General features: G+C 73.1%; 13 protein-coding genes. 8 read left to right on the top strand and 5 right to left on the bottom strand.

Going from position 1 to position 15,662, the window contains the following annotated elements; genetic code table 11:
- Positions 1 to 76 precede the first annotated feature (76 nt).
- From IE274_RS13605 to IE274_RS13595, 3 genes are read right to left on the bottom strand one after another with little or no spacing between them, the layout of a single operon-like run.
- A complete protein-coding gene (locus IE274_RS13605; protein WP_190115983.1) occupies positions 77 to 1,330 on the bottom strand; it encodes a hypothetical protein in 1,254 nt (417 codons plus the stop codon).
- Between the two features lie 10 nt (positions 1,331 to 1,340).
- A complete protein-coding gene (locus IE274_RS13600; protein WP_190115982.1) occupies positions 1,341 to 1,595 on the bottom strand; it encodes a MoaD/ThiS family protein in 255 nt (84 codons plus the stop codon).
- A 22-nt stretch (positions 1,596 to 1,617) separates the two neighbouring features.
- Positions 1,618 to 2,463: an alpha/beta hydrolase gene (locus tag IE274_RS13595; RefSeq protein WP_190115981.1), complete on the bottom strand. Its 846-nt coding sequence runs from the start codon at positions 2,461 to 2,463 to the stop codon at positions 1,618 to 1,620.
- 326 nt (positions 2,464 to 2,789) lie between these two features.
- Between IE274_RS13595 and IE274_RS13590 the strand changes: the two genes are divergently transcribed.
- The 8 genes from IE274_RS13590 to abc-f all read left to right on the top strand — a co-directional run bounded on the left by IE274_RS13590 (position 2,790) and on the right by abc-f (position 12,406).
- Complete coding sequence (locus tag IE274_RS13590; RefSeq protein ID WP_190115980.1) at positions 2,790 to 3,626, top strand: response regulator transcription factor; 837 nt, start codon at positions 2,790 to 2,792, stop codon at positions 3,624 to 3,626.
- A gap of 23 nt (positions 3,627 to 3,649) precedes the next feature.
- A complete protein-coding gene (locus IE274_RS13585; RefSeq protein ID WP_190115979.1) occupies positions 3,650 to 4,693 on the top strand; it encodes a LacI family DNA-binding transcriptional regulator in 1,044 nt (347 codons plus the stop codon).
- Positions 4,694 to 4,788: 95 nt separating this feature from the next.
- Entirely contained in the window at positions 4,789 to 6,159 is a 1,371-nt protein-coding gene (locus IE274_RS13580) for a M14 family zinc carboxypeptidase (RefSeq protein ID WP_190115978.1), read from the top strand.
- 55 nt (positions 6,160 to 6,214) lie between these two features.
- Positions 6,215 to 6,817 carry a TetR/AcrR family transcriptional regulator gene (locus IE274_RS13575; RefSeq protein ID WP_190115977.1) on the top strand — a complete coding sequence of 201 codons (603 nt, stop codon included), beginning with the start codon at positions 6,215 to 6,217 and terminating at the stop codon, positions 6,815 to 6,817.
- A 302-nt stretch (positions 6,818 to 7,119) separates the two neighbouring features.
- Positions 7,120 to 8,235, top strand: coding sequence for a S1C family serine protease (locus IE274_RS13570; RefSeq protein WP_190115976.1), 1,116 nt, complete (start codon positions 7,120 to 7,122; stop codon positions 8,233 to 8,235).
- 129 nt (positions 8,236 to 8,364) lie between these two features.
- Positions 8,365 to 9,123, top strand: coding sequence for a response regulator transcription factor (locus IE274_RS13565; RefSeq protein ID WP_190115975.1), 759 nt, complete (start codon positions 8,365 to 8,367; stop codon positions 9,121 to 9,123).
- Entirely contained in the window at positions 9,120 to 10,535 is a 1,416-nt protein-coding gene (locus IE274_RS13560; protein ID WP_190115974.1) for a sensor histidine kinase, read from the top strand. The genes IE274_RS13565 and IE274_RS13560 overlap by 4 nt, the downstream gene beginning before the upstream one ends.
- A gap of 182 nt (positions 10,536 to 10,717) precedes the next feature.
- Positions 10,718 to 12,406 (top strand): ribosomal protection-like ABC-F family protein, encoded by a 1,689-nt coding sequence (abc-f, locus tag IE274_RS13555; RefSeq protein WP_372446996.1) that lies wholly within the window; start codon positions 10,718 to 10,720, stop codon positions 12,404 to 12,406.
- Between the two features lie 13 nt (positions 12,407 to 12,419).
- Here abc-f and IE274_RS13550 read toward each other — a convergent pair whose 3' ends face one another.
- The gene (locus IE274_RS13550) at positions 12,420 to 13,643 is read right to left on the bottom strand and encodes an LmeA family phospholipid-binding protein (RefSeq protein ID WP_190115972.1); all 1,224 of its coding nucleotides are present in this window, start codon (positions 13,641 to 13,643) and stop codon (positions 12,420 to 12,422) included.
- Between the two features lie 91 nt (positions 13,644 to 13,734).
- Positions 13,735 to 15,570 (bottom strand): bifunctional metallophosphatase/5'-nucleotidase, encoded by a 1,836-nt coding sequence (locus IE274_RS13545; protein WP_372446997.1) that lies wholly within the window; start codon positions 15,568 to 15,570, stop codon positions 13,735 to 13,737.
- Positions 15,571 to 15,662: the final 92 nt, after the last annotated feature.

Here is a 15,662-nt window from a genome sequence, read left to right as displayed (position 1 = left end):
GACAGGTCCCCGGCCGCTGTGCCCGGCCGGGGACCTGTAGATCGACTGTGACGCGGCGGGCGGCTCCCGCCCGCCCTCAGCCGAGGGCGCGCCCCAGCAGATACACGGCGGGCGCGGCCGCCGCGAGCGGCAGCGCGACCCCGGCCGTGAAGTGCACGAACCGCGACGGATAGTCGTACGAGGCGACCCGGTGCCCGATCACGGCGCACACGCCCGCGGCGAGCCCGAGCAGCGCGCCCGCACTCCCGAAGTCCGTCGCCCCGCCGACCGCGATGCCCGCGCCGGCCGCGGCCAGCAGCGCCACGACCACCGAGACGGGCGTCGGCAGCGGCAGCGCGCGGGCGAGCACGGCCGCGGCGACAGCGACCCCGCCGACGATCGCGGCGTCGTCCACGGCGGCGAGGTGCCCGGCCGCGATGATCGCGAGGGCGCTGGCGGCGAGCGTGGCCATGAGCCCGGCCATCCGCTCGTCCGCACCGGCGCGGCTGCGCAGCTGCAGCACCAGGACGAGCAGCACCCACACGCCGAGGGTGCCGAGGATCGCGGCCGGGGCGTTGCCCTCGCCGGTGGCCAGCAGCGCGACGTCGGCGGCGACACCGCCGAGGAACGCGAGCGCGATGCCCTGCCGGGCGGGCCACATCCCGTTCAGCCGGAACCATCCCGCGGCCGTCACGCCCTGCAGGATCACCAGCGGCACGAGCAGCCCGTACTGACCGACCGCGGCCCCACCGGCGAGCAGCAGCCCCAGCACCGCGGTGAGCAGCGCGGGCTGCATCCCCGGCTCTATGATCGGCGACCGCCCTTCGGCACGGGCCCGCTGGGCGTCGGTGACGCGGGGGTTGCCGGTGACGGTGGCGGGGCCGTATCCGGCAGCGGAGTCGGGCGCGGGAGCCCGGGGAGGGGCGGGCACAGCACCGGCGGCGGGCTCCTCCGGGTACGACCCCGGGTCCGGGTACGACCCCGGGTGGTCCGACGCGGACGCCTGGGCCCGGTACGCCTGCGGCGGCTCCGCGTAGCCCTGCGGCGGCAGATACGCGGTCTCGGTCACGTCGACGGCAGGCAGCGGCGCGGACACCTGCGTCTCCCAGGTCTGCCCCTCCCACTGCTGCGTGGCGTACTGCTGCTGCGCGTAGGGCTCCTGATACCCCCACTCACCCTGCCCCTGCGGATACCCCTGCTGGGCGACGGGCTCCTGCGGGTACTGCCCGTACTGCGGGTCGTAGGGCTGCTGCTGGGCCTGGTGGGGATGCTGACCCGGGTGGCCCTGGTACTGCTGCGGCTGCGGCTGCTGCGGGTACTGCTGATAAGGGTCGTACGGTTCGTTGCTCATCGCGTACGGGTCATCCTCCTGCGAACGGCGGGAGCACCTCGACCGTGCCGCCCTCGGCAAGCCGTACGGTCTCATGGGCGCGGGTCCCGACGGGGTCGCCGTCGATGAGGAACGAGCAGCGCAGCAGCACGCGGTCGAGTTCTCCGGGGTGTCGTGCGCGGGCCGCGCTGAGCGCCTCGGCCAGCGTGGCCTCGGCGTACGGCTCCTCGGCGATCCCCGCGGCGGCCTTGGCAGCGGCCCAGTACCGAATGGTCCCAGTAGCCATCCCGCCCCTCCTTTCGCTCAAGTCACTCGGCGGTTGCCGACGTCCATGATGCCGTGGCCCAGGCGCCGATCCGCGCCAGCAGCTCGTCGTCCGCCGCGTGCTCGGCGTGCCCCATGCCGGGTTCCAGCCACAGCTCGGCCGTGCCGCCCGCGGCGGCGGCCAGCATGCGTGGATGGTCGACGGGGAAGTACGGGTCCTGGTCGCCGTGGACGATCAGGACGGGCGTGGGGGCGATGAGCGGCACGGACTCCGTGGGCGACAGCGGGACGGGGTCCCACTCGTGCGGGTGGATCCGGGTGCGCAGCCCGAGCCGCCCGACGAGCCGCCCCACCGGCCGCGTCACCACCCAGTGCAGCCGCCGCATCGGCGCCGTACCCCGGTAGAACCACCGGGCCGGCGCGCTGACCGACACGACCGCGTCGACGCGCGCTTCCGTGCGCCCCCCGTGCAGCGCGGCGTGCCGCAGCACCACGGAGCCGCCCATGGAGAAGCCGACCGTGACCACGCGCGTGTGCCCGAGCGAGCGCGCCCACTCGACGGCGGCGGCGAGGTCGAGCACCTCGCGGTCGCCGACCGTGGACTGTCCGCCGGATCCGCCGTGTCCCCGGAACGAGAACGTGATCACGGCCGCACGCTGCGCGAACACCGTCGCGGCCCGGCGCACGTGCGGCCGCCCCAGGTCCCCCGTGAAGCCGTGCGCGAGCACGATCGCGGGCCCGCCGACCGGCCCCGGACCGGGGTCGTACGCGGCTTCGATCCGCACCCCGTCCGAGGTGAGGAGCGTGGAACGCGACATGGCGCGCGGCTGAACGCGAGTGAGCGGCTGCACAGAAGATCGCGCCGTTTGACCTGCCGGACCGGAACTCATGTGGGCTATTCTGCTGCGCAGAGGATCCGGGCAGCGAAGCCCCCGGGTCCTTTCGTGCTTTCCGGCGGACTCGTATACGAAGCCCCACCAAGGCCCCGTAAACGAAGTCTCAAGAACGGCGCGCACGGCCACCACCCAGGGCGCGGGAGGTGTACGACGGGTATCAACCAGCGCGAAGCAGTACAAACGCGAAGCAGTACGAAGCAGTGCCGCATACGTCCTCGCAGGGACCGAGGAGGAACCGACGTAATGGGCGAGCGAAACGTGCACCACAGTCAGAAGAAACAGCCGACGAACCAGCAGGCGACCCAGGCAGGTGGGCCCCGATGAGTTCTCTGCTGCTCCTGACCAACGCCCTCCAGCCGTCGACGGAGGTGCTCCCCGCACTCGGCCTGCTGCTGCACAACGTGCGGGTGGCCCCCGCCGAGGGCCCGGCCCTGGTCGACACCCCCGGTGCCGACGTCATCCTGATCGACGGGCGGCGCGACCTGCCCCAGGTCCGCAGCCTCTGCCAGCTCCTTCGCTCCACCGGCCCCGGCTGTCCGCTGGTCCTGGTGGTCACCGAGGGCGGCCTCGCCGCCGTCACCGCGGACTGGGGCATCGACGACGTCCTCCTGGACACCGCGGGCCCCGCCGAGGTCGAGGCGCGCCTGCGCCTGGCCATGGGCCGCCAGCAGATCACCGCCGACGACTCCCCCATGGAGATCCGGGGCGGCGACCTCTCCGTGGACGAGGCGACGTACAGCGCGAAGCTGAAGGGCCGGGTCCTGGACCTGACCTTCAAGGAGTTCGAGCTGATCAAGTACCTCGCGCAGCACCCCGGCCGGGTCTTCACCCGCGCCCAGCTGCTGCAGGAGGTCTGGGGCTACGACTACTTCGGCGGTACCCGGACGGTCGACGTGCACGTACGGCGCCTGCGGGCCAAGCTCGGCGTCGAGCACGAGTCGCTGATCGGCACCGTGCGCAACGTCGGCTACCGCTTCGTGGTCCCGGAGAAGGTCGAGCGGGCCGAGAAGGCGGCGCGCGAGGAGGCGGAGAAGGCGGCGCGCACGGGCGACTCCGACGGCGCGCGGGCGGCCGCCGCGAAGCCCGCGGCCGGGCGGGCGCCGGAGGCCGCCGCCGAACGGGCGAAGGAAGCCGTCGCACGCCCTGCTCAGGGTTGAGTCCATCCGCGTAGACTGCGCGCGTGGCCAAGGTGACGCGGGACGATGTGGCGCGACTGGCGGGTACTTCGACCGCGGTCGTGAGCTACGTCATCAACAACGGACCCCGGCCGGTCGCCCCGGCCACGCGCGAGCGGGTGCTCGCCGCGATCAAGGAGCTGGGCTACCGCCCGGACCGGGTCGCGCAGGCCATGGCGTCCCGGCGCACGGACCTCATAGGCATGATCGTGCCGGACGCGCGCCAGCCGTTCTTCGCGGAGATGACGCACGCCGTCGAACAGGCCGCGTCCGAGCGCGGAAAAATGGTGCTCGTCGGCAACACGGACTACGTCGCGGAGCGGGAGACGCACTATCTGCGCGCCTTCCTCGGCATGCGGGTCTCCGGCCTGATCCTCGTCAGCCACGCGCTGACCGACGGGGCGGCCGCCGAGATCGACGCCTGGGACGCGCGCGTGGTCCTGCTGCACGAGCGGCCCGAGGCCATGGACGACGTCGCCGTCGTCACGGACGACGTGGGCGGCGCCCAGCTCGCCACCCGGCACCTGATCGAACACGGCCACACGGCCGTGGCCTGCGTCGGCGGCACCGCCGAGACCCCGATCGTCGGCGACCCCGTCTCCGACCACGTCGAGGGCTGGCGGCGCGCCATGCACGAGGCCGGGCTCCCGGTCGAGGGCCGCCTCTTCGAGGCCCCCTACAACCGCTACGACGCCTACCAGCTCGCCCTCGGCTTCCTCGCCCGCCCCGACCGCCCCACCGCGATCTTCTGCTCCACCGACGACCAGGCGATCGGCGTCCTGCGGGCCGCCCGCGAACTGCGCATCGACGTCCCCGGCGAGCTGGCCGTCGCCGGCTTCGACGACGTCAAGGAGGCCGGGCTCACCGACCCGCCCCTCACCACGGTCGCCTCCGACCGCCCGGCGATGGCCCGCGCGGCGGTCGACCTGGTCCTGGACGACGGGCTGCGGGTGGCCGGGTCGCGGCGCGAGCGGCTGAAGGTGTTTCCCTCGCGGCTCGTGGTGCGGCAGTCGTGCGGCTGCGGGCCTGCGGCCGCGGCTGATCTCTAGGGTTCCCGTGCCGGGGACGTGGCGCCCCCGGCCGACCTCTGCCACAGTTCCGTAATCTCAGTTATCTTAATAATCCAGATTACGGAAGGAACGGCATGACGACGACCCTCCCTCTGGGTGGCGCGCTGCCGGACATCGACCGGTTCTGCACCGTCGACGAGCTGCACGCCGACATCGAGCGGCTCGCCGCGGAACGGCCCGACGTCTGCCGACTGCGCCGCGTCGGCAGCTCCCGGCTCGGCGAGCCCCTGCGGCTGCTCTCCGTCGGCGACGGCCCCCGCAACGCACTGATCGTCGGCGGCCCCCACCCCAACGAGCCCGTCGGCCTGCTCACCGTGCGCCACCTGGCCCGGCTCGTCGCCGCCGAGCCCGCCCTGCGCTCCGACTTCACCTGGCACTTCCTGCCCTGCCTGGACCCGGACGGCGCCCGCCTGAACGAGGCCTGGCTCGACGGCCCGTACACGATCCGCCGCTACCACTCCCGCTTCCACCGGCCCGCCTTCGCCGACCAGCCCGAGTGGACCTTCCCCGTCCTGGACGAACGCGCCTACTTCGACCGCCCGCTCCCCGAGACCCAGGCCCTCGCCCGCCTCATCGACGAACTGCGCCCCGCCTTCCAGTACTCCCTCCACAACGCGGACTTCGGCGGCGCCTTCTTCGTCCTCAGCCACGCGGCGCCCGGCCTCGCCGCGGAACTGGGCGCCCTCACGGAACGGCACGGCGTCCCGATGTCCCTGGGCCCCGTCGACACCCTGGGGTGGCCGGAGGCGGGGCCCGGCGTGTACGTGCTGCCGGGCGCGGAGGAGCTGATCGCGGCGCGGGCCGGGGCGGGCGACGCGCGCGGGGGCGGGTCCAGCGCGCACTACGCCTCCCGGCACGGGACGCTCACACTCATCGCCGAGGTGCCGCTCTGGTACGACCCGCGGGCCGCGGACGGCTCCGACTCCGGGCAGCCGTACGCGACCGTGCTGCGCGCCGGAGCGGAGCGACTGCGTGCGGACGCGGCCGAGTTGAGCGACGTGCACGACGCGGTGCTGCCGCTGCTCGCGGTGGCGACACCGATGCGGGCCGCGGTCACGGACACGCTCGCCGGCGCGCGCGCCGTCGCGGACGCCCACGACGCGGTGGCCGCGGCCGTCGGGGAGCGGACGGCCACGGTGGCCGAGGAGTTCGGGGCGCGGTGCGTCCCACAGATGATGCGGCTGCGGGCCGCCGGGCTGCTCCGCCGCCAACTCGCCGTCGAGCTCGCCTCCGGCAACCAGCCGCCCGCGCTGCGCCGCGCCGCGCGGGCGGCTGGACGGCTCTTCGACGAGCGGTGCGGGGAGGCGGAGCGGGAGCTGCCGGGGGCGGCGTTCCCGCTGCGGCGGCTGGTGGGCGTGCAGGTGGAGGCGGCGTTGGTGGCTGTCCGGGGGTTGGGTGGGGGCGTGTCGGGTCGGGACGTGGAGAAGGGTGAGTGGGATGGGTGACGGGTCGGGGGTCGGTGCCTCGGGTGGGGAGCGGCGAGGCGTCGGGGTCACGCGGATGACTCGGGCCGAGCGGCGCGGCGAGAACCGGGCGGCGTTGGTCGATGCCGCGCTCGCCGAGATGGGTGCCCGGGGGTATCGGGCGGCCCGCCTTGAGGACATCGCCGAGCGGGCCGGGCTGACCACGGGGGCCGTGTACTCGATCTTCGGGAGCAAGCGGAGCCTCCTCGTCGCCGCCGTCGAACGGCTGACGCAGCGGCTGCGGGACGGCCTCGCCGTCGTCCTCGACGACGAGGAACTCACCCTCGGGGAGGCGCTGCGGGCCTTCGGCCGCGTACTGCACGGGCTCGCCGGGGACGAGCGGGCGCCGCAGTGGTTCGCCTTCGAGCTGGAGGCGGCCGTGGTGGGGCTGCGGGACGCGGAGCTCGGGCGGACCCTGGACGCCCACGCGGAGGAAGTCGCGGAGCTGTTGCGGCAGGTGTTCGCCGGGCGGGTGCTCGCCGGTGGCGGCCGGAGCACGGACGAGGACGCGGCCCGGCTCGCGCCCGCCGCGCACGCGTTGGCGGCGGGGTTGGCGCAGCGGGTGGTGCGGGAGCCGGGGGCGTTGGGCGCGGAGTATGTGGCGGATGCGGTGGGGGCGTTGGAGGGGTTGGTGGGGTGAGGGGGGCGTGGGGTGCGGGGGCTCAGGGCTGAGAGCGGCTCGGCGGCTCGGCGGCTCGGCGGCTCGGCGGCTCGGCGGCTCGGCGGCTCGGCGGCTCGGCGGCTCGGCGGGGTGAGGTTGCTCGGCGGGGTGAGGTTGCTCGGGGTGGCGGCGGTCGTTGTGGGGGCGGTCGCTGTGGGGGGTGGTGCTGGGGGTCTGTGGGGGCTCGTGCGGGTGGGCTTTATATCGGGCGAACGCGGTTCTGGTGGGGTTCTCAGGGCGTCCTCAGGGGGCTCTCATGTACGGGCCACACGATCGAAGACATGACAGAACCCTTCCGCCAGCACGGCGAGTACCCGCCTCCGCCCGCATTCGACCCGCCCCAGGCGATGGGCACGCCCGCGCAGGGCGCGTTCTCGGCTCCGGCGCCGGATCCGGCTTCGATGTCGGCCTCGGGTCCGGCCCCCGGTGCAGGTCCGGCCCCCGGTGCAGGTCCGGCCCCCGGTGCGGGCCCGGCCCACGGTGCGGACCCGGGTCCCGGTCGCGGCAACCGGCGCGCCCGCGGCCCCGTCGCCCTCCTCGCCGCCGTCGCGCTCGCCGCCGCGGCCGTCGGGGGCGGTACCGCGTACGCCGTCCAGACCCTGACCGGCGACGGCAGCGGCAACGGCGGCGCGCGGAACGTCAACGGGACCAGCGTCTCCGCCGGCAGCAAGGGCACCGTCGCCGGGGTCGCCGCCGCCGTCTCCCCGAGCATCGTCGAGATCAACGCCACCACCGGCTCCGGCAAGTCCACCGGGTCCGGGGTCATCATCACCTCCGGCGGCGAGATCGTCACCAACAACCACGTCATCTCCGGCGCCACCGACATCACCGTCCAGACCAGCGACGGCAAGACCTACAAGGCCAAGACCGTCGGTACCGACAGCAAGAAGGACCTCGCGCTGATCAAGCTCGAAGGGGCTTCCGGGCTGAAGGCCGCGAACCTCGGGGACTCCGACGACGTGCAGGTCGGGCAGGAAGTCGTCGCCATCGGGTCGCCCGAGGGGCTGACCGGGACCGTCACCAGTGGGATCGTCTCCGCGCTCGACCGGGATGTGACCGTGTCCGCCGATCCCGGGCGGGGGCAGGAACAGCAGGGGCAGGGACAGGGGCCTGGTGGGGGGTGGCCGTTCGAGTTCGGGGGTGAGCAGTTCAACGGGGACACGGGGTCCTCCAAGACCACGTACAAGGCGTTGCAGACCGATGCGTCGCTCAATCCCGGGAACTCGGGGGGTGCGCTCATCGACATGAACGGGAACATCGTCGGGATCAACTCGGCGATGTACTCCGGCAGTTCGAGTGGGGCTTCCGAGTCGGGGAGTGTGGGGTTGGGGTTCGCGATTCCGATCAACGCGGTCAAGGCGGACCTGGGGAAGCTGCGGGCCGGGGCCGACGGTTAGCCCTGCGGAGTGGTGGGTGTCCCGTGCGAGTGGGATGGGGAAATGCCCCGCAGGGCCCGCCCCCGCCCCCCGTGCGACGCTGATACAGGCTCCGCCCCACCCCGCACCCCACCAGAAAGCCGACCTCCCATGACCCCCGCCGAAGGCGACCAGCATCCGCAGGCGCAGCAGCGCGTCCTGATCGTGGACGACGAGCCCGCCGTGAGGGAGGCCCTGCAGCGCAGCCTCGCGTTCGAGGGCTACGGCACGGAAGTCGCCGTGGACGGCGCCGACGCGCTGGAGAAGGCGGCGGCGTACCGACCCGACCTGGTCGTACTGGACATCCAGATGCCCCGGATGGACGGCCTGACGGCGGCCCGGAGGCTGCGCTCGGCGGGTTCGACGACGCCGATCCTGATGCTGACGGCCCGGGACACGGTCGGCGACCGGGTGACGGGCCTGGACGCGGGGGCGGACGACTACCTGGTCAAACCGTTCGAGCTGGACGAGCTGTTCGCACGGATCCGCGCCCTGCTGCGCCGCAGCACGTACGCGACGGCCGCCGGTCAGGCCGCCGCGGCGGACGACGGCCTGACCTTCGCGGACCTGCGCATGGACCTGGCGACCCGCGAGGTGACGCGCGGCTCGCGCACGGTGGAGCTGACACGTACGGAGTTCACGCTCCTGGAGATGTTCCTGGCGCACCCCCGCCAGGTCCTGACGCGCGAGCAGATCCTGAAGGCGGTGTGGGGCTTCGACTTCGAGCCGTCCTCCAACTCCCTCGACGTGTATGTGATGTACCTGCGACGGAAGACCGAAGCCGGCGGCGAACCGCGCCTCGTGCACACGGTGCGCGGCGTCGGCTACGTGTTGCGCGCCGACGCCGCGGGATCCGGCGGCGGCGCGTGAACCGTCTCGTCCGCCGCTACCGCGCGCTCCCCCTGCGCTCCCGGCTCGCCCTGCTCGTCGCGACGGCGGTCGCGGTGGCGGTCGCGACGGCGGCGGTGGCGTGCTGGTTCGTCGTACGGAACGTGCTGGTCAGCTCGTTGGACGACGCGCTGCGGAGCAATCGCCCGGCGGATTCCGACGTCATCGAGCAGATCGACGTCCAGGGCGGACGGTGTCTGCGCACCTTCCCCAGCAACCCGGACCTGTACAAGCAGACCATCCAGGTCGTCTTCGCGAACGACGCGAGCTGCGTCATCATGGGGCGGCAGAAGATCGACATCAAGGAGTCCGACCTCGCCGTCGCCCGCCAGGAGTCGGCGGAGACGTACCACAACACGCGTGCGGCGAACGGCGTCGAGTACCGCGTCTTCACCTATCCGCTGCGGGGTTCGACGCTCGCCGTCTCCGTGGCCCGTCCTCTCGACGAGGTCAGCGACACCCTCAACAACCTCGTCCTCGTCCTCTCCCTCGTCGCCGGTGTGGGCGTCCTGGGCGCCGGGGCCGCCGGGCTGTGGGTCGCCCGCACCGGCCTGCGCCCCGTCGACGAACTCACCGCCGCCGTCGAGCACGTGGCGCGCACCGAGGACCTGAACCTGCGCCTGCCCACCGACGAGGACAGCGACGACGAGATCGCCCGGCTCTCCCGGTCCTTCAACTCGATGACCTCCGCCCTGGCCTCCTCCCGGGACCTCCAGCAGCAGCTCATCGCCGACGCCGGTCACGAGCTGCGGACGCCGCTGACCTCCCTGCGCACCAACATCGAGCTGCTCGCCCGCAGCGAGGAGACCGGGCGCGCCATCCCGCCCGACGACCGCCGCGCCCTCCTCGCCTCCGTCACGGCACAGATGACCGAACTGGCCGCCCTCATCGGCGACCTGCAGGAACTGTCGCGCCCCGACGCGGCCCAGGGCGGCGGCAAGGTGCAGGTGGTCGCCCTGCACGACATCGTGGACGCGGCCCTGGAACGGGCCCGGCTGCGCGGCCCCGAGCTGGCCTTCGAGGCCGACCTCACCCCGTGGTTCGTACGCGCGGAGCCCGCGGCCCTGGAGCGCGCCATCGTGAACGTCCTCGACAACGCGGTGAAGTTCGGCCCGGCGGGCACGGTCATCGAAGTCGGCCTCAAGGCCGGGGAGCTGACGGTACGGGACCACGGCCCCGGCATCCCCGCCGACGAACTCCCGTACGTCTTCGACCGCTTCTGGCGCTCCCCCACCGCCCGGGGCCTGCCCGGCTCCGGGCTCGGCCTGTCCATCGTGGCGCGGACGGTGCGCCAGGCGGGCGGCGAGGTGGCGCTCGGACCCGCGGACGGCGGCGGGACGGTGGCGAGGGTGCGGCTGCCGGGGGCGGGAACACCGCCGCCCGCAACGCCCTGAGCAGCGCGAATCGCCTCAGAGAACCGCGAGCCACCTCTGACGAGACGCTGCGTCTTGCATTGACGGCTCACGGGCGCTACGGTGGGCCCATCGCTCGCGAGACGATACGTCTCGTCAGTGACGAGGAGCGGATGCTCCACGCACTCGCCCCCACCCACCGTCGCCCACGAAAGAAGCCCCACTTGTTCCGTGCCCCAGCAGCCCCCACCGCCACCACCGCCACCACCACCCCTGTCGCCACCTCCCCCGCCCCCGTCTCCCAGCTGACCCTCACCGACGTGACCAAGCGCTACGCCGACCACCTCGTCCTCGACCGGGTCCGCCTCACGATCCGGCCCGGCGAGAAGGCCGGGGTCATCGGGGACAACGGTTCGGGCAAGTCCACGCTGCTGCGGCTGCTCGCCGGGCGGGAGCGGGCCGACAACGGCACCGTCACCGTGGTCGCCCCGGGCGGTACCGGACACCTGGCCCAGACCCTGGACCTGCCCGACTCCGCACGGGTCGGGGACGCCGTCGACCTCGCGCTGGCCGAACTGCGGTCCCTGGAGCGCCGCATCCAGGTCGCGGGGGCGGCCCTGGACGGCGCCGACCCGGGCGCGTACGACGACTACGCCGCGCTGGTCGCCCGGTTCGAGGCGCGCGGCGGCTACGGCGCCGACCGGCGCGTCGATGTCGCCCTGCGCCACCTGGGCGAGCACACCGGGCTCGACCGTGCACGACGACTCGGCACCCTCTCCGGCGGACAGCGTTCCCGCCTGGCGCTCGCCGCGACCCTCGCCTCCGCCCCCGAACTGCTCCTGCTCGACGAGCCGACCAACGACCTCGACGACGAGGCCGTGGCGTGGCTGGAGGAGCGGCTGCGCGCCCACCGCGGCACGCTCGTCGCCGTCACCCACGACCGGACGTTCCTCGACCGGGTCACCGACACGATCGTCGAGGTGGACCACCTCACCCGCGCCGTGCACCGCCACGGCGACGGCTACGCGGGCTATCTGACCGCCAAGGCCGCCGCACGGGCCCGGCACGAGCGGGAGTACGAGGAGTGGCGGGCCGAAGTGGCACGGCAGTCCCGGATCGCCGACTCGGGGATCGGGCGCCTCGACGCCATCCCGCGCAAGGGCGCGCGGGGCTTCAGCGGCGCGGGCGCCTTCCGGGCCCGGTCGCGGGCGCACGGCGCGATGAGCCGCATCCGCAACGCCCGCGAACGCCTTGGCCGCCTCACGGAGAACCCGGTGCCCGCGCCGCCGGAGCCACTGCGGTTCACGGCGGGCATCGAGGGGACGGCCGACGGCGCCGTCGAGGTGGCCGACCTGCGGGTGCCGGGGCGCCTCGCCCTGGACTCCCTGCGGGTACCGCCCGGCGGCCGCCTCCTGGTGACGGGCCCGAACGGCGCGGGCAAGTCCACGCTGCTGCGGGTGCTCGCGGGCGAGGTCGAGCCGGAGCCGGGCGCCACCGTGCGCCGACCCGCCCGGGTCGGGCTCCTTCGGCAGGTGGCGGCGCCCATGTCCCGTGCGGAGGGCGCGCGTTCACTGCTCGCCGCCTTCGGCGTGGACCGGGCCGACGAGCTGCTCGCCCTCGGGCTCTTCCGGCCCGAGGACCTGCGTCGCCCGGTCGGCACCCTGTCCACGGGCCAGCGCCGCCGCCTTGAACTGGCCCGCCTGGTCACGCGCCCGTACGACCTGCTCCTCCTGGACGAGCCGACGAACCACGTCTCGCCCGCGCTGGTGGAGGACCTGGAGGCGGCGCTCGCGACGTACGCGGGGACGCTGATCGTGGTGACGCACGACCGGCGGCTTCGGGAGGGGTACCGGGGCCCGGCCCTGAACCTGCCGGGCCAGTCGGCGCGTTCCGCCCCACCCGCACCCCGCTAGCCCGTCGTGGGGCCTACGTCCCGAACCCGATCCCGTACCCCTCGACCCCCACCCGGATCCCGTCCTTCTCCACCTTCACGCCCTGCAGCCGCATGGCGCCCTCGCCCGGCAGCTTCGGCAGCTGGAAGGCCAGCGAGAGCCGGTCGACGAGGACGGGCCGGGTGAGGTCGTCGAGGCCCTTGAGCAGGGCGGGGTCGAGGCCGAGCCGCTTCAGGAGGGCGGGGTGGCCCGCCGCCACGTCGATCAGGTTCAGCCGCATCACGTCGTCGACGAACTCCGGCGAACCGGTGACGTCGTTGAGCTTGGCGTCGCTGCGCAGCGCCTCGCGCACGGCCGCGTCCGGCACCCCCAGACGCCGGGCGATCTCGGGCACCGCGAGCAGGGCCTTGGCCTGGGACGACTCGTCGGCCACGCGGCGCGCGCCCGTGCGGCTGAGGTGCAGGCCCTCGGACTCCCGCGCACCCGGCCGGTAGGTCGCCATGTCGCCGATGTCGAGGCGCATCCGGTCGATGTCGGTGGCGACACCCCGCTCGCCGTTGCGCTCGATCCGGGCATCCGCACGGACCTTCAGATCGTGCCCGGCGACGGGCAGGGTCCCGCGGGCGTACACCTTGTCGCGCCCGTGCCCGGTGAAGGTGACCTGGGAGGCGCCCAGTTCCCGGTTGAGATCGTCGAAGGACAGCAGCACCTCGCCCCGCATCCGCCCGATGACGGCCCCGGTCAGGGAGGTGGGCCCGTCCCCCTTCATGGTCACGTCCGTCGCGGTCGCGGAGACCTTCGCGAGCGAGACCCGGTCGGCGGCGACATCGGGCACGGTCACCTTCACCTCGTCGAGCCGCTGGTCGAAGACCTGGGTGAGGAAGGGGAAGCCCTCGATGTCGACTTCGGGCGCCGCGCTCAGATCGAGCTGGTCCTTGAGCTTGTCGGCGGCCTCGTGCTCGGCGTAGAGGAGGGCCCACCGGTCGACGAGGACGAGGAAGGCGGCGCCGACGGCCAGGGCGACGAGGACCTTCGCGGCCAGCGGCAGCCCGGCGAACCGATTGCGCCGCCGACGGCTGCCGCGCCGGTGGTTGGGCGGCTGCCAGGGAGTCTCGGCGTCGTCCTCGGGGTCCTCCTGGAGGAAGTCGTCCAGGGGGTGGGGCGCGAGGGCGCCGAGCTCTTCGTACGGATTGCGGAGAGTTGTCTCTTCGAACGGGGCGGACGGTTCACGTGCGGCTATGCGGTGGGGGGAACGCATCAGATGATCTCACCATACGTTCACACCCCACCCCAAGCTTGTTCGCCGGAGAGCTACTTCACAGTGCTAAGCGCTAGAGCGAACGCTCTACTTAGCGCACCACGGAGATCCGGTCGGCCTTCGGCGGCGCGATCGGCTTGTCCGCCGAGGAGTTGGCGGCGAAATAGTCGTTGAGCGCCTTCAGGTCGTCGGCGCCGACCAGCGGCTTCGCGCCCTTGCCGAGTTCGGCGAAGCCGTCGCCGCCGCCCGCGAGGAAGGAGTTCAGGGCGACGCGGTAGGTGGCGTTCGGGTCGAGCGCCTTGCCGTTCAGCTTCACGGTGTCGGTGACGATCCGGTCGGCGCCGGACTTCGTCATGTCGAGCGTGTACGTGAAGCCGTCCGAGACCTGCAGGATCTTCGGGGAGGCTTCGTTCGAGCCGCTGACCTGCTGGCGCAGCGCGGTGAGGAGCTGCGCGCCGGTGAGGTCGACGAGGTTCACGGTGTTGCTGAACGGCTGCACGGTGAACGCCTCGCCGTACGTCACGACCCCGTCGCCCTCGCCGCCGCTCGCCTTGTGGACGAGGTCGGAGCGGATGCCGCCCGGGTTCATCAGGGCCAGGTCGGCCTCGGGGTCGAGGGACTTGGCGTGCGCGAGCTGCGCGTCGGAGATCAGGTCGCCGAGCGGGGACTCGGGCGAGGTGGCGCCGCGGCCGGGGATGTCACCGGAGATGAAGCCGACGGGCTTGCTGGCGATGGGCGCGGCCAGCTTGTCCCAGCGGCCGATGAGGCGCGTCATGTCGGCGGCCTTGGGCTGCGTACGGCTGACGACGTGGTTCGCGGACTTCACGCTCGTGCGGACGATGTCCTTGGTCTTGCGGTCGTACGTGAGCGTGGTGTCCGTGTAGAGCTTGCCGTACGAGGACGCCGAGGTGACCATGCGCGGCTTGCCCGCCGGGTCCGGGATGGTGCAGACGTACGCCTGGTGGGTGTGGCCGGTGACGAACGCGTCGACCTTGGGCGAGGCGCCCTTGGCGATCGCCGTGATCGGTCCGGAGATGCCGTCGCCCGCGCCCGGGGAGTCACAGTCGTAGTTGTACGCCTGGCTGGCCGGGGAGCCGCCCTCGTGGATGAGGGTGACGATCGACTTCACGCCCTGCTTGTCGAGGATCTTCGCGTACTTGTTGATCGTCTTGATCTCGTCGTGGAACTTCAGGCCCTTGATGCCGTCCGCCGAGACGATGTCCGGGGTGCCCTCCAGGGTCAGCCCGATGAAGCCGATCTTCACGCCCTTGTGCTTCCACACCGAGTAGGGCTTGAGGAGGGGCTTGCCGGTCTTCTCCTGGGTGACGTTCGCCGTGAGGTAGGGGAAGTCGGCGCCCTTGAACTTCTTCGGCTTGCCGTGCTTGTCCTTCTCGTAGCAGCCGTCCTTGGGGTGGCAGCCGCCGTTCTGGATGCGCGCCAGTTCCTTGGCGCCCTCGTCGAACTCGTGGTTGCCGACGCTGGAGACGTCGAGGTCCATCTTGTTCAGGGCCTCGACGGACGGCTCGTCGTGGAAGAGCCCGGAAAGCAGCGGGCTGCCGCCGATGAGGTCGCCGGCCGCGGCGGTGACGGAGTACGGGTGGCCCTTGCGGGCCGTGCGCAGGGACGTCGCCAGGTACTCGGCGCCGCCCGCGTCGATCTTCTTCTCCGTGCCGTCCGGCTGCTTCTCCGTGACCTGCCCGGAGGAGCCCGCGGGCGGCTGGAGGTTGCCGTGGAAGTCGTTGAAGGACAGCAGCTGTACGTCCACCGTGCGCTTCTTGTCCTTCGCCGCGGCGCCGCCCGGCGCGTCCTGCCCGGCGTTCGCGGGCAGGGCGACGGCGAGCGCCCCGACGGTGGCGACGCCCGCCGCGACGGCGAGGACGCGGGTGGCTCGGCGCCTGGGCCTTCGGTGCTTAGCTATGGCGGACACGTTTCCCCCGGGGGTGCTGTGGACGACTTGGGCCGTCGGGAAGCCTAGGGTCAACGCGCGTAGCGCAACAGGGGCCCGCTGGTTACAGGCTG

The organism is Streptomyces flavofungini, from assembly GCF_014650815.1.
In the GTDB taxonomy this organism is placed as follows: Bacteria; Actinomycetota; Actinomycetes; order Streptomycetales; family Streptomycetaceae; genus Streptomyces; species Streptomyces flavofungini.
Note: the sequence above shows the minus strand (reverse complement) of the source record. Positions and strands in the feature narration are given on the sequence as shown.

Coding starts and splice junctions, on each gene's coding strand:
- IE274_RS13565 (WP_190115975.1), top strand. CDS start 8,365: ATGACCCCCGCCGAAGGCGACCAGCATCCGCAGGCGCAGCAGCGCGTC.
- IE274_RS13605 (WP_190115983.1), bottom strand. CDS start 1,330: ATGAGCAACGAACCGTACGACCCTTATCAGCAGTACCCGCAGCAGCCG.
- IE274_RS13595 (WP_190115981.1), bottom strand. CDS start 2,463: ATGAGTTCCGGTCCGGCAGGTCAAACGGCGCGATCTTCTGTGCAGCCG.
- IE274_RS13550 (WP_190115972.1), bottom strand. CDS start 13,643: ATGCGTTCCCCCCACCGCATAGCCGCACGTGAACCGTCCGCCCCGTTC.
- IE274_RS13570 (WP_190115976.1), top strand. CDS start 7,120: ATGACAGAACCCTTCCGCCAGCACGGCGAGTACCCGCCTCCGCCCGCA.
- IE274_RS13600 (WP_190115982.1), bottom strand. CDS start 1,595: ATGGCTACTGGGACCATTCGGTACTGGGCCGCTGCCAAGGCCGCCGCG.
- IE274_RS13575 (WP_190115977.1), top strand. CDS start 6,215: ATGACTCGGGCCGAGCGGCGCGGCGAGAACCGGGCGGCGTTGGTCGAT.
- IE274_RS13580 (WP_190115978.1), top strand. CDS start 4,789: ATGACGACGACCCTCCCTCTGGGTGGCGCGCTGCCGGACATCGACCGG.
- IE274_RS13590 (WP_190115980.1), top strand. CDS start 2,790: ATGAGTTCTCTGCTGCTCCTGACCAACGCCCTCCAGCCGTCGACGGAG.